The 19520-nt window shown below is 71.4% G+C and carries 15 protein-coding genes; 10 read left to right on the plus strand and 5 right to left on the minus strand.

Annotation, left to right across the window (positions count from 1 at the left end; translation table 11 throughout):
- Positions 1 to 19: 19 nt before the first annotated feature.
- From ABZZ74_RS28245 to ABZZ74_RS28255, 3 genes are all read right to left on the minus strand, one after another.
- Positions 20 to 1732 (minus strand): ABC transporter ATP-binding protein, encoded by a 1713-nt coding sequence (locus ABZZ74_RS28245; RefSeq protein WP_356769561.1) that lies wholly within the window; start codon positions 1730 to 1732, stop codon positions 20 to 22.
- A gap of 112 nt (positions 1733 to 1844) precedes the next feature.
- Positions 1845 to 3704, minus strand: a complete 1860-nt coding sequence (locus tag ABZZ74_RS28250) for an ABC transporter ATP-binding protein (RefSeq protein ID WP_356769563.1) — start codon at positions 3702 to 3704, stop codon at positions 1845 to 1847.
- Positions 3701 to 5482: an ABC transporter ATP-binding protein gene (locus ABZZ74_RS28255; RefSeq protein ID WP_356769565.1), complete on the minus strand. Its 1782-nt coding sequence runs from the start codon at positions 5480 to 5482 to the stop codon at positions 3701 to 3703. Before ABZZ74_RS28255 ends, ABZZ74_RS28250 begins: the two co-directional genes overlap by 4 nt.
- Positions 5483 to 5664: 182 nt before the next feature.
- On the opposite strand from ABZZ74_RS28255, the gene ABZZ74_RS28260 reads away from it, so the two are divergent.
- Genes ABZZ74_RS28260 through ABZZ74_RS28275 form a run of 4 tightly spaced genes read left to right on the plus strand, consistent with a single transcriptional unit; the run spans position 5665 to position 9241 of the window.
- Positions 5665 to 6594: an ABC transporter ATP-binding protein gene (locus ABZZ74_RS28260; protein ID WP_356769567.1), complete on the plus strand. Its 930-nt coding sequence runs from the start codon at positions 5665 to 5667 to the stop codon at positions 6592 to 6594.
- A complete protein-coding gene (locus ABZZ74_RS28265; RefSeq protein WP_356769569.1) occupies positions 6591 to 7325 on the plus strand; it encodes an ABC transporter permease in 735 nt (244 codons plus the stop codon). Before ABZZ74_RS28260 ends, ABZZ74_RS28265 begins: the two co-directional genes overlap by 4 nt.
- A 25-nt stretch (positions 7326 to 7350) precedes the next feature.
- On the plus strand, positions 7351 to 8619 hold the full coding sequence (locus tag ABZZ74_RS28270; protein WP_356769571.1) for a sensor histidine kinase: 1269 nt from the start codon (positions 7351 to 7353) through the stop codon (positions 8617 to 8619).
- Entirely contained in the window at positions 8609 to 9241 is a 633-nt protein-coding gene (locus ABZZ74_RS28275) for a response regulator transcription factor (RefSeq protein WP_356769573.1), read from the plus strand. Before ABZZ74_RS28270 ends, ABZZ74_RS28275 begins: the two co-directional genes overlap by 11 nt.
- Here ABZZ74_RS28275 and ABZZ74_RS28280 read toward each other — a convergent pair.
- Positions 9238 to 10650, minus strand: coding sequence for a sulfatase-like hydrolase/transferase (locus ABZZ74_RS28280; protein WP_356769575.1), 1413 nt, complete (start codon positions 10648 to 10650; stop codon positions 9238 to 9240). The genes ABZZ74_RS28275 and ABZZ74_RS28280 overlap by 4 nt on opposite strands.
- A 75-nt stretch (positions 10651 to 10725) precedes the next feature.
- Positions 10726 to 12960, minus strand: a complete 2235-nt coding sequence (gene glgX, locus ABZZ74_RS28285) for a glycogen debranching protein GlgX (protein ID WP_356769577.1) — start codon at positions 12958 to 12960, stop codon at positions 10726 to 10728.
- Between the two features lie 151 nt (positions 12961 to 13111).
- Here glgX and ABZZ74_RS28290 point away from each other — a divergent pair, with 151 nt between their 5' ends.
- The 6 genes from ABZZ74_RS28290 to ABZZ74_RS28315 all read left to right on the plus strand — a co-directional run bounded on the left by ABZZ74_RS28290 (position 13112) and on the right by ABZZ74_RS28315 (position 19520).
- Positions 13112 to 14320 carry an Ig-like domain-containing protein gene (locus tag ABZZ74_RS28290; RefSeq protein ID WP_356769579.1) on the plus strand — a complete coding sequence of 403 codons (1209 nt, stop codon included), beginning with the start codon at positions 13112 to 13114 and terminating at the stop codon, positions 14318 to 14320.
- Positions 14321 to 14443: 123 nt separating this feature from the next.
- Positions 14444 to 15694 carry an Ig-like domain-containing protein gene (locus tag ABZZ74_RS28295; RefSeq protein WP_356769581.1) on the plus strand — a complete coding sequence of 417 codons (1251 nt, stop codon included), beginning with the start codon at positions 14444 to 14446 and terminating at the stop codon, positions 15692 to 15694.
- Positions 15695 to 15883: 189 nt separating this feature from the next.
- Positions 15884 to 16651, plus strand: a complete 768-nt coding sequence (locus tag ABZZ74_RS28300) for an enoyl-CoA hydratase-related protein (RefSeq protein ID WP_356769583.1) — start codon at positions 15884 to 15886, stop codon at positions 16649 to 16651.
- Positions 16652 to 16809: 158 nt separating this feature from the next.
- Complete coding sequence (locus ABZZ74_RS28305; RefSeq protein WP_356769750.1) at positions 16810 to 17418, plus strand: ATP-binding protein; 609 nt, start codon at positions 16810 to 16812, stop codon at positions 17416 to 17418.
- Positions 17419 to 17547: 129 nt separating this feature from the next.
- Positions 17548 to 18345: a polysaccharide deacetylase family protein gene (locus tag ABZZ74_RS28310; protein ID WP_356769585.1), complete on the plus strand. Its 798-nt coding sequence runs from the start codon at positions 17548 to 17550 to the stop codon at positions 18343 to 18345.
- Complete coding sequence (locus tag ABZZ74_RS28315) at positions 18345 to 19520, plus strand: hypothetical protein (protein WP_356769587.1); 1176 nt, start codon at positions 18345 to 18347, stop codon at positions 19518 to 19520. Before ABZZ74_RS28310 ends, ABZZ74_RS28315 begins: the two co-directional genes overlap by 1 nt.

A 19520-nucleotide genomic window follows, 5' to 3' on the forward strand; every position in this document is an offset into this window, starting at 1 on the left:
TGAGGGAGTTGTCCGGCTGTCACCTCAATGCCTCCTCGGCGTCTTCGTCCCGGGCCACCAACGCCCGATAACCCGACGCTCCTTCGACCAACTCACGATGGGTGCCCACGGCCTCCACCTTGCCCTCGACCAGGAAGTACACGACGTCCGCCCGGTCAAGGACCAGCGGGGACGTGGTCGTGACCAGGGTCGTACGGCCCTGCCTCGCCTCCCGCAGCCGCTGTGCCACCCGGGCCTCCGTGTGGGCGTCCAGGGCCGACGTCGGTTCGACGGCGAGGAGGATCTCGGGGGCGGCGAGCAGGGCGCGGGTCAGTCGGACGCGTTGGCGTTGGCCGCCGGAGAGGTTGCGGGCCTGGGCGTCGATCGGGGAGTCGAGGCCGTCGGGCAGGCCCTGGACGATGTCCTCCGCGACCGCTGCGCGCACGGCCCGTTCGATGTCCTGCTCCCGGCGTTCCTCGCGTCCGGCGATCAGGGACCGCAGCGGTTCCGCGAACAGGTCGGCCTCGTGGTCGGCGACCAGGATGTGCTCCCTGACCTGCTTCAGGGCGATCTCGTCGAGCGGGACGCCGCCCCAGGTGGCCGTGGAGGGCGTGTAGCGGCCGAGGCGGTCGACCACCGCGGCCGCGTCGGCCGGGCGGGCGCAGGCCAGGGCGGTGAGGCGGCCCGGGGCCACCCGTACACCGGACTGCGGGTCGTGCAGTGCTGACGGCTCGGCGGGCGCGTCGCGGGTGCCGGTGTCCGTCAACGGCTCCAGGCGCAGGAACCGTACGACCCGGCGGGCCGACACCAGGCCCCGGCTGATCTGGTAGCCGCACTCGACCCAGAAGGCCACCGGGCCCACCAGTACCGCGACATAGCCGTAGACGGAGACCAACTCGCCGATGGTGATGGAGCCCTGGGCGGCGAGGCGGGCGGCGAGCCAGGTGACGACGGCGAGGAAGAGGGTGGGCAGGCCGACGCCCAGGGCCTGGACCCAGCTGGTGACCGCGCCGACCCGGTAGCCCTGGCGGCGCAGGCGCTGTGAGTCGCGCTGGAAGGCATCCGCGAACAGGCCCTTGCCGCCGAGTCCGTTGAGGACGCGCAGTCCGCCCGCGAGGTCGGCGATACGGGCCGTGAGGACGCCCTGCCGCTCCCGGTACTCCGTCTCGGTGCCCTGCAGCCGGGCGAGCAGCGGTCCGACGAGGACGACGATGAGGGGGAGCCCGAGCAGGACGACGGCTGCGATGAGGGGCGAGACGGCGAGCAGGAGGCCGGCCACCACCAGATACGCCACGACGGCACCGACCCCGGGACCGACCACGGTGAGTGACTGGCTGATCGTCTGGACGTCGCCCACCCCGATGGTGACGACCTCGCCCGCGCCCACCCGGCGGTGCAGCGCGGCCCCCAGGCGGACCGCCTGTCCCACGATCACCTTCACCGTGCGGAAGTTGGCGTCCATCCGTACCCGGGTCATCGTGCGGTGGCGCATGATGCTCAGCCAGCTGTTGAACGCCCCGACCGCGAACAGGGCGGCCGTCCAGCGGGCGAGAGCCGGGTAGTCGCCGGGTTCGAGGCCCTGGTCGATCGCCCGGGACAGGAGATACGGCGTGGCGGCCAGCAGGACCATCCACATGCTGCCCAGCACGGCCCCGGCGAGCGAGCGGCCGGGCTGGCAGCGCACCAGCCAGAGCAGAAAGCGGGCGCCGCCGCGACGGTCGGGTTCGCCCGGCTCCTCGTAAGCGTCGATCATGCTTCCCCGATCCCGGATCCGCGGATTCCTCTTGCACCGGCGGACTTGGAGGTTACCGACGGTGAGGACGGGCTGCCCATCGAATTAATCCCCGGGGCGCGGAGCCCGGTCGTCACGCCAGGCTGTCGCGCCAGGCCCGGTGCAGATCGGCGAAACGGCCCGTACCGGCGACGAGGTCGGCCGGGGTGCCGTCCTCGACGATGCGGCCGTGCTCCATGACCAGGACCCGGTCCGCGATCTCCACCGTCGACAGCCGGTGCGCGATCACCACGGCCGTACGGCCGCGCAGCACGGTCAGCATGGCGCGCTGCACGGCCCGTTCGCCCGGGATGTCGAGGGAGCTGGTCGCCTCGTCGAGGATGAGCACGGCCGGGTCGGCGAGCAGGGCGCGGGCGAAGGCCACCAGTTGGCGCTGCCCCGCCGAGATGCGCCCGCCGCGCTTGCGTACGTCGGTGTCGTAGCCGTCGGGCAGGGAGCTGATGAACTCGTGCGCGCCGATCGCCTTCGCGGCCCGCTCGATCTCCTCCCGGGTCGCCTCCGGCCGCCCGATGGCGATGTTCTCGGCGACCGTGCCGGAGAACAGGAACGCCTCCTGCGTCACCATCACCACCCCGCGCCGCAGTTCGGGCACGGCCAGGTCGCGCAGGTCGACGCCGTCCAGGAGCACCCGGCCGTCGGAGGGGTCGTAGAAGCGGGCGAGCAGTTTGGCCAGCGTCGACTTGCCGGCGCCCGTCGAGCCGACGACGGCGACCGTCTGCCCGGCGGGGAGGGTCAGGTCGAAGCGGGGCAGGACCTCGCCGCCGGTGCGGTAGCCGAAGCGGACGCCGTCGAAGACGACCTCGCGGCCGGGGTGTTCGCTCTTGAGGGGCGGCAGTTCGCGGGGCTCGGAGGGGGCGGGGACGGACGGGGTCTGGGCGAGCAGCCCGGCGATCTTCTCCAGGGAGGCGGCCGCCGACTGGTAGGAGTTCAGGAACATGCCGAGCCGGTCGATCGGGTCGTACAGGCGGCGCAGATAGAGCACCGCCGCGGCCAGCACGCCCAGTTCCAGCGAGCCGCCCGCGACCCGGTAGGCGCCCCACAGCACGATCACCGCGACCGCCGTGTTGGCGACCAGGCGCGAGCCGATGACATAGCGGGCCATCTCCAGCAGGGCGTCGCCGTTGACCCGTTCGTGCCGCCGGTTGAGCACCCGGAACTCGGCGTCGTTGGCGTCCTCACGGCGGAAGGCGCGCACCGGGCGGATGCCGTTCATCGTCTCCACGAACTTCACGATGACGGCGGCGATGGCGGTGGAGCGCACCCGGTACACCCGCACCGCACGGCGCCGGTAGACCCGTACCAGCAGATACAGCGGCACGAAGGACGCCACCGCGACCGCGCCGAGGCCGAGGTCCAGCCAGAGCAGCATCGCCGAGATGTAGACGAACGACAGGACGACCGTCACCAGCTCCTGCAGGCCCTCGTTCAGCAGCTCCCGCAGCGACTCGACGTCCGTGGTGGAGCGGGAGATCAGGCGGCCGCTCGTGTAGCGCTCGTGGAAGTCGATGCTGAGCGCCTGGGCGTGGCGGAAGATCCGGCCGCGCAGGTCGAGCAGCACGTCCTGGCTGACGCGGGTGGAGGCGATGACGAACGCGTACTGCAGCCCGCCGGAGACCAGCGCGCACAGAAGGTACCCGGCGCCGACCGCGATCAGCGGACCGTGGTCGTCGCGCCGGAACGCCGGCACGGCGCTGTCGATCGCGTACGCCACCAGCAGCGGGCCCGCCTGCACTGCCGCCTGCTGGAGCAGCAGCAGGAAACTGGTGAAGGCGACCCGGGCCTTCATGGGGGCGAGCAGGGAGCGCAGCAGCGCGCGGGTGGCGCCCGGGGGCATGGGCAGGACGTCCCGGTCGAAGGGGTCGCCGGCGTCCTTGGGTCGGGGCAGATCCGGTTCGTCGTCGGCCGTCGGGACGGATGTCGTCGGGGCCGTCATCGCTCGTCCTCCGCTTCCTCGGTGCCGGACATCAGATGGGCGTACTCGGCGTTGGTGCGCAGCAGTTCCTGATGGGTGCCGACGGCGGTGATCCGGCCGCCGGAGAGCAGGGCGACCCGGTCGGCGAGCAGGACGGTGGAGGGGCGGTGGGCCACGATCAGGGCGGTGGTGTCGGCGAGGACGTCCCGCAGGGCTGCCTCCACGGCGGCCTCCGTGTGCACGTCCAGCGCGGACAGCGGGTCGTCCAGGACCAGGAACCGGGGTCTGCCGACGACCGCCCGGGCGAGCGCCAGCCGCTGCCGCTGGCCGCCGGAGAGGCTGAGGCCCTGCTCGCCGACCTGGGTGTCGGTGCCCTGAGGGAGGGCGTGCGCGAAGTCGGCCTGCGCCACCGCGAGGGCGCGGTTCAGCTCGCCGGCGCCCGCGCTGTCGCCCGCACCCATGAGGACGTTCTCCCCGACGCTCGCCGAGAAGAGCGTGGGCTCCTCGAAGGCCATGGCGACCTGGGCGCGCAGCTCCTCGCGGGACATGGCGGCGATGTCCGCGCCGTCCAGGGTGATACGGCCGGACGTCACCTCGTGCAGGCGGGGGACGAGCGCGGTGAGGGTCGTCTTTCCGCTTCCGGTGGCGCCGACGAGGGCCATGGACTCGCCGGGCCGGATGTGCAGGTCGACGCGGTCGAGGACGGGCGGGGAGTCGGGCGGCGCGTCGGGGTAGCGGAAGCGGACGCCGTGGAAGCGCAGTCCGCGTTCCCCGGAGCGCGGTGCGTCGGCGCCGACGGCGGGGTCCTCCGGTGCCTCGTCCATCACCTCGAAGTACCGCTCTGTCGCCGTCGCCGCCTCCTGGCTCATCGCCAGCAGGAAGCCGATCGACTCCACCGGCCAGCGCAGCGCCAGGGCCGTCGACAGGAACGCGACCAGCGTCCCCGCCGTCAGCGAGCCGTCGGAGACCTGCACCGAACCCACCACCAGCGCCGCGCCGATGGCGACCTCGGGCAGGGTGACGATGACCGCCCAGATCGTCGCCAGCAGCCCCGCCTTGCGCAGCTCCGTCCCCCGCAGGGTCCGCGCCAGCTCCCGGAACGCCCGCGCCTGGCTGCGGTGCCGGCCGAACCCCTTGATGATCCGGATGCCGAGCACGCTCTCCTCGACGACCGTGGTCAGATCGCCGACCTGGTCCTGCGCGAGGCGCGCCACATGGGCGTACCGCTTCTCGAAGATCACGCACATGACCATCACCGGCACGGCCGGCCCGAGGATCACCAGCCCCAGCGTCCAGTCCTGGAGCACCATGATGACCACGCCGATCAGAATGGTCACGAAGTTGACCAGCAGGAACGTCAGCGGGAAGGCCAGGAACATGCGCAGCAGCATCAGGTCCGTGGTGCCCCGCGACAGCAACTGGCCCGAGGCCCAGCGGTCGTGGAAGGCGACGGGGAGCCGCTGCAGATGCCGGTACAGATCCGCCCGCATGCCCGCTTCGACGCTCGACAGCGGGCGCGCCACCAGCCAGCGCCGCAGCCCGAACAGCACCGCCTCCCCGACGCCGAGCAGCAGCAGGTACAGCGCGCCCAGCCACACGCCGGCCGGGTCCCGGTCGGCCACCGGACCGTCCACCATCCACTTCAGGACCAGCGGGATGACCAGACCTACGCAGGAGGCGAGGACCGCCACGGCGGCGGCGCTCAGCAGCCGCGCCCGCACGGGCCGCACATAGGGCCACAGACGCAGCAGGGTTCGTACGGCCGATCGGTCCTTGGTGGTTGCACGTGTCGTGGGCATCAAGGTGAGCGTACGGACCGGCACTGACATCGCCCACCGAGTTTTGGCCGGACCGGGGTCGGCCGCTGGTCCTACGACCTGCGCGTTCGAGGGGTCGTACACCGGCATCAACCGATCGGCTGATGCGCCTTCGAGCGCGACGGCCGATGTGGTGGCCGGCCGTCCACCGCGAACCTGATGCCATGTCCGTCATCGAAGTCAGCGAACTGCGCAAGTCCTACGGCGGCCGGCCCGTCGTCGACGGCGTCTCCTTCGCCGTCGAGGAGGGCGAGATCTTCGGGATCCTCGGCCCGAACGGCGCCGGCAAGACCACCACCGTCGAGTGCGTCGAGGGACTGCGTGTCCCCGACGGCGGCCGCGTCCGCGTCACCGGCCTCGACCCCGTCGCCGACCACGCGCGCGTGGCCCGCGTGCTCGGCGCCCAGCTGCAGCAGAGCGAGCTGCAGCCCAAGCTCACCGTCCGCGAGGCGCTGGAGCTGTACGCCTCCTTCTATCCCCACCCGCTCGACTGGGCGCCGCTCGCCGAGCGCCTGGGGCTCACCGCGAAGCTCGGCACCCGCTTCGCCAAGCTGTCGGGCGGTCAGAAACAACGCCTCTTCATCGCCCTGGCGTTGATCGGCAACCCGCGCGTCGTCGTCCTCGACGAGCTCACCACCGGCCTGGACCCGCGGGCCCGCCGGGACACCTGGCAGCTGATCGAGGACGTCCGGGCGAGCGGGGTGACGGTCCTGCTGGTCACCCACTTCATGGAGGAGGCGCAGCGGCTGTGCGACCGGATCGCCGTCATCGACAAGGGACGGGTGGCCGCCCTGGACACCCCGGCCGGTCTGATCCGCCGCTCGGCGGGCGCCACCGTCATCAGCTTCACCCCGTCCGCCCCACTGGACGACGGTGACCTCCAGGCCCTCCCCGCGCTCGCGTCCGTCGAGCACAAGGACGGCCGGATCACGCTGGCCGGCACCGACGAGACCGTCAACGCCGTCATCACCCTCCTCGCACGCCACCGCGTCACCGCCCACCAGCTCCGCGTCGTGGACGCCACGCTCGACGACGCCTTCCTCGACCTGACGAAGGCCGACACGGAGGCCGACACCAAGGAGACAGCGTCATGAGCACCGCCGTACTGCGCACCGAGGTCCGGCTCTTCCGCCGCGAACCCGGCGCCATCTTCTGGATCCTGCTCTTCCCCACCCTGCTGCTGGTGATCCTCGGCTCCATCCCCGGATTCCGGGAGCACCAGAAGGACCTCGGCGGGCTGCGCACCATCGACGTCTACGTCCCGGTGGCCGTCCTGCTCGGCCTGATCGTCGGGGGCCTGCAGTCCATGCCGCAGACCCTCACCGGATACCGGGAGCGCGGCATCCTGCGCCGGATGGCCACCACACCGGTCCGCCCGTCCGCCCTGCTGTCCGCGCAGATGGTGGTGTACGGCGCCGCCGCCCTCGCGTCGGCGCTGCTCGCCCTCGCGGTCGGCCGGCTCGGCTTCGACGTACGACTGCCCGAGCAGCCCCTCGGATACGGCCTCGCGCTCGTCCTCGCCGTACTGGCCGCCCTCGCCCTCGGATCGGTGGTGTCCGCGCTGTCCCGCACGACGAAGATCGCCGGCGCGATCGGATCGGCCGTGTTCTTCCCCGCGATGTTCTGCGCCGGAGTCTGGCTGCCGGTGCAGTCCATGCCGCATCTGATGGGCAGGATCGTCGGGTACACCCCCTTCGGAGCGGCGGCCCAGGCGCTGAACCAGGCGGCCGCCGGGCACTGGCCGGGGTGGGGTCACCTGGGAGTGCTGGTGGTGTGGATCCTGCTGCTGACCGGCGCCGCGGGCCGCTGGTTCCGCTGGGAGTAGGGACGGGGCCGTGCAGACTGGGGAGATGACCGCGAGGGACAGCCAGATCGAGCGGCGCTGGGATCAGCTGCACACGTGGGGGCCCTACGCCCTGCTCGCCACCGGTCTCGGCCCCGCGATCGCCATGGCCGATCCGCGGGCCCACCCGGTCAGGTGGTACACCGGCTGGGCCCTGGTCGGCTGCGCGGTCGTACTCCAGCTGCTGTGGCACGGATACCGGCTGCGCCGGCCCGACCGGGCCCGTACCCCGTCCCGGCTCGGCACGGCGTACTACGTCGTCCGGTGGGCCCTCGCCTTCGCCCTCACCTGGCTCAACCCGTTCTTCGCCTTCTACGCCGCCAGCGGCTACATGGACGCCGACGAGACCATCCCGGGCAGCAGATGGCAGCGGCTCGGTCTGTTCGCGAGCGCGATCACGGTGGCCGCGGCGCAGACCGGCGGGATGCCGTTCACCAGCGGGCTCCAGTGGCTGGTGTTCGCCGCGCTCCTGTTCTTCAACTCCGGCCTGCAGATGGTGGTCGCCCACCTCACCACACAGGAGACCCAGCGCTCCCACGAGCGCAAGGAGACGATCGCGGAACTCGAGCGCACCAACGCCGCCCTGCAGCAGGCCCTCGACGAGAACGCCGCCCTGCACGCCCAACTCCTCGTCCAGGCACGGGAAGCGGGGGTCGCCGACGAACGCCGGCGTCTCGCGGCGGAGATCCACGACACCATCGCCCAGGGCCTGACCGGCATCATCGCCCAGCTCCAGGTCGTCGCGAACACCCCGGAACGGGAGCCGGCCCGCCGGCACCTGGACCGCGCCATGGAACTGGCCCGGCACAGCCTCGGCGAGGCCCGCCGCTCCGTGCACAACCTCGCCCCGGTCGCCCTGGAGAACGACGGCCTCCCCGAAGCGCTCAAGAAGACCGTCGCCGAATGGGGCGAACGGACCGGGGTGCGCGCCGAGTTCACCGTCACCGGCACCGCCGAACAGCTCCACGAGGAGGTCTCCGCCACCCTCCTGCGGATCGTCCAGGAGGCCCTGTCCAACGCCGCGCGGCACGCCCGCGCCACCCGGGTCGGTGTCACCCTCTCCTTCCTCGGCGAGGAGGTCATCCTCGACATCCGCGACGACGGCACCGGCTTCGACCCGCTCACCGTCCCCGCCCGCACCAGCACCGGCGGCTTCGGCCTCGACGGCATGCGCGCCCGCGCCGAACGCATCGCCGGCACCCTCACCGTGGAGTCCGAGCCGGGGCACGGCACGGCCCTGTCGGCTCGCGTACCGTTGGTCCGCCATGACCAGTGACCTCGTGACCCTGCTGATCGTCGACGACCACCCGGTCGTGCGCGACGGCCTGCGCGGCATGTTCGAGTCCGCGCCCGGCTTCACCGTCCTCGGCGAGGCCGCCAACGGCGTCGAGGCTGTGGACCGCGCGGCCGAACTCGACCCGGACGTCGTCCTGATGGACCTGCGCATGCCGGGCGGCGGGGGAGTGGACGCCATCCGCGAACTGACCCGCCGCGGCGCCCGGGCCAAGGTCCTGGTCCTGACGACGTACGACACCGACTCCGACACCCTGCCCGCGATCGAGGCCGGCGCCACCGGCTACCTCCTCAAGGACGCCCCCCGCGACGAGCTGTTCAGCGCCGTCCGGGCGGCGGCCGACGGCCGTACCGTCCTGTCCCCGGCCGTCGCCTCCCGCCTGGTCTCGGCCGTGCGCGCCCCCGGCAACGAACCCCTCTCCGCGCGCGAGCGCGAGGTCCTCGCCCTGGTCGCCAGAGGCACCTCCAACCGGGAGATCGCCCGCGAACTGTTCATCAGCGAGGCGACCGTGAAGACCCATCTCACCCACCTGTACGCCAAGTTGGGCGTCAGCGACCGCGCGGCAGCGGTGGCCACCGCGTACCAGAGGGGCATCCTCGGCTAGTCCGGGTAGGGCAGCAGGGTGCCGGCGACCCTCTCCCAGGCGTCCTTCAGTTCCGCGAGCAACTCCGGCTCGTCCGGCGCCAGATCGGCCTGCTCGCGCAGGTCGGCGCCGAGGTCGTAGAGGTGGTCGTCGCCGTCGGAGTCCTGGTAGTACTTCCACCTCCCGCGCCGCAGGGCCCGGTTGTCCCGCACCCGCCAGAACAGGTCACGTTCCGGGAGCCGTTCGCCGCGCAGCAGATAGCCGGCGAGGCTGGTGCCGTCGAGGGGATACGCCGGGTCGGGGCGGGCGCCTGCCACCTCCAGGAAGGTCGCCGTCCAGTCGGGGGAGAAGTTCGGCTCGTGGCTGACCTGGTTGCCGTCGATCCGGTGCGGCCAGCGCACGATGGTCGGAACGCGGATCCCGCCCTCCTGCAGCACGAACTTCTCGCCGCTGAGCGGCCACAGGTACGACCAGCGCTCACCGCCGTTGTCGCTGGCGAAGTACACCAGCGTGTGCTCCTCCTGCCCGGAGCGGCGCAGCGCGGCGAGCACCTCGCCGACGGCCGCGTCCAGGCTCTCCACCATCTCCGTGTACTTGGCGACGGAACCGCCGTCCCAGTGGTTGAGGGCGTCGCTGATCTCCAGCTGTGTCTTCGCCGCCCGGATCTTCGCGGCGATCTCGGCGCCGGTCTCCGCGTCCCCCTCGGCCAGCCACGGCCAGTGCGGGGTGGTGAAGTTGAGGTTGAGCAGCCAGGGCCGGTCGTGCTTGCGGCGCACGTACTCCACGGCCCGCTCGGTCAGGACGTTCGTGTAGTACCGCAGGTCCTTGTACTCGGCGTCGCCCTCGTAGAGATCGTAGTCACCGAGCTGCCCGAGCTTGGAGAAGTACTCCAGGACGCCCCCGTGATTGCCGAAGAACTCGTCCCAACCGGACTTGGTGGGGCTGTAGTGGGGCAGCCAGCCGCAGTGCCACTTGCCGATGAGCGCGGTGGCGTAGCCGGCCTTCCTCAGCAGCGAGGCGAGGGTCGGGTGACTCGGGTCCAGCCCCTGCGACCGGTCGTTGATCGGCTCCGCGAGTCCGCCCTTCGTACGCCCCGGATACCGCCCGGTGTAGAGGCTGAACCGGGTCGGCGAGCAGGTCGAGGACCCCGAGTACGCGTCGGTGAACCGTAAGCCCTGCCGGGCCAGCCGATCCAGGTGCGGGGTTTTGATGTGCGGGGCGCCGTAGGAGGAGAGGTCGGCCCAGCCGAGGTCGTCACCGAGGATGACCAGGAGGTTGGGGCGCTGTCCGGACGCGGTGGTCCGGGCTCTGAAGGGCTGTTCGGCGGGGGCGGCCTGGGCCGCGTCGGCGGTGGTGCCCGCACCGGCGACGGCGGTCACGGCACCACCCCCGACCAGCCCGGCGAAGGAACGTCGGGAGATCTCAGACATGTGCCTCAGTCGATCAGCGGTCGATGAGCCGTGGCCAGGGGTACGGCCGGGATTTCACCGCTCCGCAACGTTGCCTCAGCCCACCACCCGCAACAACAACACCGCCCGCGCCGGCACCGTCACCGCCGTCCCCGCCCGGTGCTCCACCCCCGGCTCCTCCGACTGTGTCTCCCTCGACGTGTCGACGACCACCTCGTACCGCTCCGCCCACGGCGGACCCGGCAGCAGGAAGGTGACGGGACGGTCACCGGCGTGCAGGACGGCGAGGAAGCTGTCGTCGAGGACGGGGTCACCGTGCTCGTCCCGGCCGGGGATGTCCCGGCCGGAGAGGTACATGCCCAGCGTGCCGGCGGGCGCGTACCAGTCGCGTTCCGTCATCTCCGTGCCGCGGGATGTGAACCAGGCGAGGTCGCGCAGTCCGTCCGCCGAGTGGGCGCGGCCCGAGAAGAAGGCGCGGCGGCGCAGCACCGGATGCCGGTGGCGCAGGGCGATCAGCCGGGAGGTGAGGTCGAACAGCGCCCGCCAGCCGGGCTGCTCCAGCAACTCCCAGTCCAGCCAGCTGATTTCGTTGTCCTGGCAGTACGCGTTGTTGTTGCCCCGCTGGGTACGGCCGAGTTCGTCGCCGGCGACCAGCATCGGCACGCCCGTCGACAGCAGCAGGGTGGTCAGCAGATTGCGCAGCTGACGGCGCCGGAGCCCGCGGACGCGCTCGTCGTCCGTCTCGCCCTCGGCCCCGCAGTTCCACGCCCGGTTGTCGTCGGTGCCGTCCCGATTGCCCTCGCCGTTGGCCTCGTTGTGCTTGCGTTCGTACGACACCAGGTCGCGCAGGGTGAAACCGTCGTGCGCGGTGACGAAGTTGACCGAGGCGTAGGGGCGGCGGCCGCCCCAGGCGTAGAGGTCGCTGGAGCCGGACAGGCGGTAGCCCAGGTCCCGCACGTCCGGCAGCGCGCCCCGCCAGAAGTCCCGTACGGCGTTGCGGTACCGGTCGTTCCACTCCGTCCACAGCGGGGGAAAGGCGCCGACCTGGTAGCCGCCCGAGCCCACGTCCCACGGCTCGGCGATCAGCTTCACCCGCCTGAGCACCGGGTCCTGCGCGATCACCGCGAGGAACGGCGACAGCATGTCGACGTCGTGCATGGAGCGGGCCAGCGCGGCCGCCAGGTCGAAGCGGAAGCCGTCGACGCCCATCTCGGTGACCCAGTAGCGCAGGGAGTCGGTGATCAGGCGCAGGACGTGCGGCTGGACCACGTGCAGGGTGTTGCCGCAGCCCGTGTAGTCGGCGTACCTGCGCGCGTCCGACTGGAGCCGGTAGTAGCCGCGGTTGTCGATGCCCTTCAGGGAGAGCGTCGGGCCCAGCTCGCCCGCCTCCGCCGTGTGGTTGTAGACGACGTCCAGGATCACCTCGATGCCGGCCGCGTGCAGCGCGCGCACCATCCGCTTGAACTCGCCGACCTGTTGTCCGGTCGTGCCGGAGGCGGCGTATGTGGCGTGCGGGGCGAAGTAGCCGATGGAGTTGTAGCCCCAGTAGTTCTTCAGCCCCCGGCGCAGCAGATGGTCCTCGTGGGCGAACTGGTGGACGGGGAGCAGCTCGACCGCCGTGACGCCCAGCTTCACCAGGTGCTCGACCGCCGCCGGGTGCGCGAGACCGGCGTACGTGCCGCGCAGCTCCTCCGGGATGCCGGGGTGCAGCTTGGTGAAGCCCCTCACGTGCAGTTCGTAGATGACGGAGTCCGCCCACGGGGTCTTGGGGCGGCGGTCGTCCGACCAGTCGTCGTCGTCATGGACGACGACGCCCTTGGGGACGTACGGCGCCGAGTCCCGGTCGTCGCGGACGGTGTCGGCGACATGCTGCTGCGGCCAGTCACGGACGTGCCCGTACACCTCGGGCGGCAGGCCGAAGTCGCCGTCCACCGCGCGCGCGTACGGGTCGAGCAGCAGCTTCGCCGGGTTCCAGCGGCCGCCCGTCCACGGGTCCCAGCGGCCGTGCACCCGGTAGCCGTACCGCTGCCCCGGCATGACCCCCGGCACGAAGCCGTGCCAGATCTCGTGCGTGAGCTCGGTCAGCCGGGCCCGGGTCTCCTTGCCGCCCTCGTCGAACAGGCACAGCTCCACCGCCTCCGCCCCGCCCGCCCACAGCGCGAAGTTGGTCCCCGCCACACCGTCCGGACCGACCCGGAACCTGGCCCCCAGCGGGGTCGGAGCACCCGGCCGCACCGGCACCGCGGGCACCCTGCGCGGTGCCCCGTTCACGGCGGCGGCCGGAGCGGCGCGCTCCTCCGTCACCGCCTCCTGCTCGGCTGCGCTGGACACCAGACCGCCTCCCACGGCTCCCGGAACGACCTGGCAGGAACACACGGCGTCCCGGCCGCGGCTCCCCTTCGCGTCGCCCTCCCCACAGTTCTGCCCAGACCTTGCCTCGCACTCACGTTTCCCCAGGGCGTGCCTGATCGTTGGGGAGTCCGTGAGGCATGCACACAGGCGCGCACGGCGCGCGGGGGCCGCGCTGGCCGCCGTACTGACATGGGCAGGACTGCTGGCCGGCTGCACTTCGCACGGTGGCGGCGGTATCGACGAGTTGCTCGGCAAACCCCCGGCCCCCGAGGACGTCATCCGCGTCACCCCCGACGACGGCAGCAAGGACGTCCGCCCCGACCGGCGGCTGATGGTCCGGGTGCCCAGCGGGCGCCTGGAGTCGGTGAAGGTCGTCAGGTCCCAGGACGCGCAGGACACCGACGTCCCCGGCCGCGTCTCCGACGACGGACTGCGCTGGGAGCCGACCGACCCGCGGCTGGCGCTGGCCGCCAAGTACACCGTCGACGCGGTCGCGCTGGACGGCCACGGACGCAGATCGGCGCGGCACACGACCTTCACCACCTACGTCCCCGACGAGCGGTTCGTCGGATACGTCACCCCCGAGAACCGCGCGGTCGTCGGCACCGGGATGATCGTCTCCCTGGGGTTCAACCGGGAGATCGACAACCGCGAGGCCGTCGAGCGGGCCATCCGGGTCACCGCCCGCCCGGCCGTCGAGATCCGCCCCCACTGGTTCGGCAAGGACCGCCTCGACTTCCGCCCGGAGCACTACTGGAAGCCCGGCACCCGGGTCACCGTCGATCTGCGGCTGCGGGACGTCGAGGGGGCGCGGGGCGTCTACGGCATCCAGTACAAGACGTTCTCCTTCACCGTCGGCCGCAGCCAGGTCTCCCTGGTCGACGCGGCCCGGCACACCATGGAGGTGCGGCGGGACGGCGCGCTGCTGGCGACCGTGCCCATCACCGCCGGCTCGTCCAAGCACACCACCTACAACGGGAAGATGGTGGTGATGGAGATGCTCGAGGTCACCCGCATGAACAGCCGCACGGTCGGCTTCGGCGGCGAGTACGACATCCCCGACGTCCCGCACGCCATGCGCCTGACCGACTCCGGCACCTTCGTCCACGGCAACTACTGGGCGCCGGACGCCCCCGGGCACGTCAACGTCAGCCACGGCTGCGTGGGGCTCAGGGACGTCAAGGGAGGCGGCTCCGACACCCCCGCCGGCTGGTTCTTCGACCGCAGTCTCGTCGGGGACGTCGTCGAGGTCGTCCACAGCAATGACAAAAAGGTCGCTCCCGACAACGGACTCGGCGGGTGGAACATGGGGTGGAAGGAGTGGAAAGCGGGCAGTTGATGTTGCGACAGAACGGTGACCTTCGGCTGACACCAATCTCAAAACCTCGCGGTTAATATGCGCCAATGCGCTCGCCTGGCGCACAGGGGTGGGGCCTGACCAGGCCCGGGAGGGGAGAACCAGTTGAACGTGCGACCGATATCGGGGGCGTCGGTGGGCGCACGCGGGCGGGGGAGCAAGAAGGTCTCGGCGCTGATACTCGGCGCCCTGCTGCTCACTGTCACCGCGTGCGGCGGGGGCGGCTCGGGCTCCGGGGCCGGGGCGGGTGCCGGCGACGGCAAGGGCAAGGGCGCGGACAGCGCGCAGAGCAAGCAGTCCGAGGCGGTCGTCGCCATCGCCCCCAAGGACGGCGCGACCTCCGTCGACACCAGCGGCGCCCTCAAGATCACCGCGAGCAAGGGGAAGTTGACGCAGGTCGAGGTCAAGGACGCCAAGGGCGAGGCGATATCCGGGTCCATCACCGACGGGGGCGCCTCCTGGACGCCGGCCACGCATCTGGCCGCGTCCACCAAGTACACCGTGCACGCGGTCGCCAAGGACTCCGAGGGCCGGCAGGCGGCCGAGGACTCCAGCTTCACCACGCTCACCCCGAAGAACACCTTCATCGGCAGCTTCACCCCCGAGGACGGCTCCACGGTCGGCGTCGGGATGCCGTTCTCGATCCGCTTCACCCGGGGCATCACGCATCCCGAGGACGTCGAGAAGGCCATCAGCATCAAGACCGAGCCGGCCGTCGACGTCGAGGGCCACTGGTTCGGCAACGACCGCCTCGACTTCCGGCCCGAGCAGTACTGGAAGTCCGGCACCAAGGTCACCGTCAGCCTCAACCTCGACGGCGTGGAAGGCCGTCCGGGGGTCTACGGCAAGCAGGCCAAGACCGTGAAGTTCACCATCGGCCGCAGCCAGGTCTCGATCGTGGACGTCAAGAAGCACACGATGAAGGTGATGCGCGACGGCAAGGTCTTCAAGACGCTGCCCGTGACCACGGGCAAGCCCGGCTACGACACCTGGAACGGCCAGATGGTCATCAGCGAGAAGCTCCGGGTGACCCGTATGAACGGTGACACGGTCGGCTACGGCGGCGAGTACGACATCAAGGACGTCCCGGACGCCATGCGCCTGACCGACTCCGGCACCTTCGCCCACGGCAACTACTGGGGTGGCGACGCCTTCGGCAACTACAACGCCAGCCACGGCTGCATCGGCCTGCGGGACGAGCGCGGCGGCTACGACCGCGGTGTGCCGGGCGCCTGGTTCTTCGACCACTCCATCATCGGCGACGTGGTCACCGTGAAGAACTCCGACGACAAGACGGTCGACCCGGCCAACGGCCTCAACGGCTGGAACATGTCCTGGAGCGACTGGAAGAAGTAGACGACCGCCGACGTACGGCCCCGGTGTGAGCGACGGCACCGGGGTCGTTGCCGTCGGTCCCCGTGCTGTGTCTGCCTGGGGGACAACCCCCAGACCCCCGGCCGATTGTGGGGACAACCCCCAGACCCCCGGCCGATTGTGAGCGACGGCACCGGGGCCGTTGCCGTTAGTCCCCGTTAACCTGCCTCCATGACCGTGAATCTCGAAGTCGCCGAAGGCGTCGGCACCATTCGGCTCGACCGGCCGCCCATGAACGCCCTGGACGTCGCCACGCAGGACCGGCTGAAGGAGCTCGCCGAGGAGGCGACCCGGCGTGAGGACGTCCGGGCCGTGATCGTCTACGGCGGGGAGAAGGTGTTCGCCGCGGGCGCGGACATCAAGGAGATGCAGAACATGGACCACATGGCGATGGTCCTGCGCGCCCGCGCCCTGCAGGACTCGTTCACGGCGGTCGCCCGCATCCCCAAGCCGGTGGTCGCGGCGATCACGGGCTACGCCCTCGGCGGCGGCTGCGAGCTCGCCCTGTGCGCCGACTACCGGATCGCCGCGGACAACGCCAAGCTCGGCCAGCCGGAGATCCTGCTCGGCCTGATCCCCGGCGCGGGCGGCACCCAGCGGCTGTCCCGGCTGATCGGCCCGTCCAAGGCCAAGGACCTGATCTTCACCGGCCGGATGGTCAAGGCGGACGAGGCGCTGACCCTGGGTCTGGTGGACCGGGTCGTCCCGGCCGACGAGGTGTACTCCGCCGCGCACGAGTGGGCGGCGAGGCTGGCGCAGGGCCCGGCGCTCGCGCTGCGGGCCGCGAAGGAGGCGGTCGACACCGGTCTGGAGACGGACATCGAGACCGGGCTCGCGGTCGAACGGAACTGGTTCGCGGGCCTGTTCGCCACCGAGGACCGGGAGCGGGGCATGCGCAGCTTCGTGGAGGAGGGCCCCGGCAAGGCGAAGTTCCTCTGAACCCCTTGCAATTGACACGGTGTCTGACCCGGGGTCCCTCGATGGGGCGGTTTATGGGAGCCTTAAGGCAACCTTAAGTCTGCCTTGCCGAGGGGGCCCGTCGCTTGCCTTCGGTTGAGTCTTCGTCGCAGGTCGGGCAGGCTGTGGAGGCCGTCGAACTGCCGTTGGCATATGCCGATCGGCAGGTTCGGAATGATGGGTTCCGGGGGGTCTATTCCTTCGGAACGGCCCCGGAGCGCGCCGTGGGCGGCCATGATGGGGGCATGGCGGGGCTGGAGGGCATCGAACAGCCGCGGGGACAGAGCCGTGCGACCGCGGCGCGCTGGTCGCCTGCGGTGGAGGACGAACGAGCGCTCAAGGCGCTGGAGTTGTTCGGCAACCCGACCGAGGCCGAGGTCCCCCTGCCGTCCCGCCCGGAGTCCGCGGCGACCGCCCGTCGGCTCGCCCAGGTCGTGGTGCTCCGGCACTGGGGGCTCACCCCGAAGATGACCGAGGACGCGGTCCTGCTGGTCTCGGAACTCGTCGGCAACGCCGTCCGGCACACCGGCGCCCGGGTGTTCGGCCTGCGCATGCGGCGCCGGCGCGGCTGGATCCGTATCGAGGTCCGCGACCCCTCCCGGGGGCTGCCCTGCCTGATGCCGGTTCAGGACATGGACGTCAGCGGCCGGGGCCTGTTCCTGGTCGACAAGCTCGCCGATCGCTGGGGCGTCGACCTGCTCCCACGCGGCAAGACGACCTGGTTCGAAATGCGCGTCGCCGACCGCTAGCACCCGCGCGACTTCTCCCTCACGTGGCCACGGGGTCCGGGGTGTGGCGGGGGCGGATCATGCTCGCCGCGACCCGAACATTGTCCCCAATCGCGGCAATCAGCCGTTTTCTTACCTGGCGCCCCTTAAATGGTGCGGGTGACCCCGACCGACCGCCGCACGGCCCTGCGCAGGGGTGCCGGCCTCCTCGCCGCAGGCGCCCTCACCGCCGCATGTGCCACGCACGGCGCCGTCGCACATCCCGCGTCCTCCGCGTCGCCCACGACGTCCCCCGACCCCTCGGCCCGGGCCCCGGAGGCGGCCCCCGGCCCCCGCCGCTACCCGGGCCGGCCCGCCCAGCTCACCCACGGCCCCCGCACCCGTCCCCGGGTCGCCCTCACCTTCCACGGGCAGGGCGACCCCGCCATCGCCCACTCCCTTTTGACCGAGGCCGAGAAGCGCGGCGCACACCTGACCGTGCTGGCCGTCGGCACCTGGCTGGACGAGCATCCGGACATCGCCCGCCGCATCCTTGACGGCGGCCACGACCTCGGCAACCACACCCAGCGCCACCTGGCCATCGACACGATGCCCGAGGCCCAGGCCCGGGCCGAGATCACCGCGTGCGCCGACCGGCTGCGGCACCTCACCGGCTCCATCGGCACCTGGTTCCGCCCCTCCCGCGCCCCGCAGGCCTCCCCCCTGGTCGCCCGTCTGGCCCGGGACGCCGGGTATCCGCATGTCCTGTCGTACGACGTCGACTCGCTCGACTACACGCGGCCCGGCGCCGCCGCCATCACCCGGAAGGTGCTGGCCGAGGTGCGGGGCGGTTCCGTGGTGAGTATGCATTTCGGGTATCCGGACACGGTCGCCGCCCTCCCCGCCGTACTGGAAGGACTCGCCCACCGCGGCCTGGCCGCGGTGACCACCACGGAGTTGTTCAGTTGATGCAGCGCACCCGAATCGCCCACGCCCTCGTCGTGACCGTCGCCCTCGTCTCCCTGGCGGCCTGCTCCCAGGGCTCGAGCGGGCACAAGGACGAGGCGCTCGGCAGCAAGGCGCCCGTCGCCCCGGCGCAGCGCAAGGCCGTCCCGGGGCTGCCCGGCATGCCCCCGGTCCTCGACCCGAGGGACGTGTACGCCGCCGACCGCCCGAACCGGCTCTCCCCGGTCGTCCGGGACTTCCCGTCCCGGATCTACGTCCCCAACACCAACTCCAACACCGTCTCGGTCATCGACCCGAAGACGTACCAGGTCGTCGAGACGATCCCGGTCGGCGTCCAGCCCCAGCACGTGGTGCCCTCCTGGGACATGAGGACGCTGTGGGTCAACAACGACCGCGGCAACACCCTCACCCCCATCGACCCGCGCACGGGCAAGGCGGGCAAGCCGGTCGACGTCCACGACCCGTACAACCTCTACTTCACGCCGAACGGCAAGTACGCCATCGTGATGGCCTCCCTCGACCGCCAGCTCGTCTTCCGCGACGCGCACACCATGGAGCGGGTGAAGTCGGTCCCGGTCAGCTGCTACGGCGTCAACCACGCCGACTTCTCCGCCGACGGCCGCTACTTCATCGTCTCGTGCGAGTTCAGCGGCGAACTGCTGAAGGTCGACACGGAGCAGATGAAGGTGATCGGGCAGCAGAAGCTGCCGTACCACGGCTCCATGCCGCAGGACGTCAAGATCTCGCCCGACGGCAAGCGCTTCTACATCGCCGACATGATGGCCGACGGCGTGTGGATCCTCGACGGCGACACCTTCGCCAAGCCGTCCTTCCTGCCCACCGGCAGGGGTGCCCACGGCCTCTACATCAGCCGCGACTCGCGCGAGATGTACATCTCCAACCGCGGCGAGGGCACCATCTCCGTCTTCGACTTCGCCGAGAACAGGCTCACCAAGAAGTGGCGTCTGCCGCACGGAGGCAGCCCCGACATGGGCGGCGTCTCCGCCGACGGCAAGGTGCTGTGGCTGTCCGGCCGCTACAACGCCGAGGTGTACGCCATCGACACCCGAACCGGCGAACAACTCGCCCGCATCAAGGTCGGCAGCGGCCCGCACGGCCTCGCGGTCTACCCCCAGCCGGGCCGCTACTCCCTCGGCCACACCGGCATCTTCCGCTGA

It is taken from the genome of Streptomyces sp. NPDC006476 (assembly GCF_040612015.1).
In the GTDB taxonomy this organism is placed as follows: domain Bacteria; phylum Actinomycetota; class Actinomycetes; order Streptomycetales; family Streptomycetaceae; genus Streptomyces; species Streptomyces griseorubiginosus_B.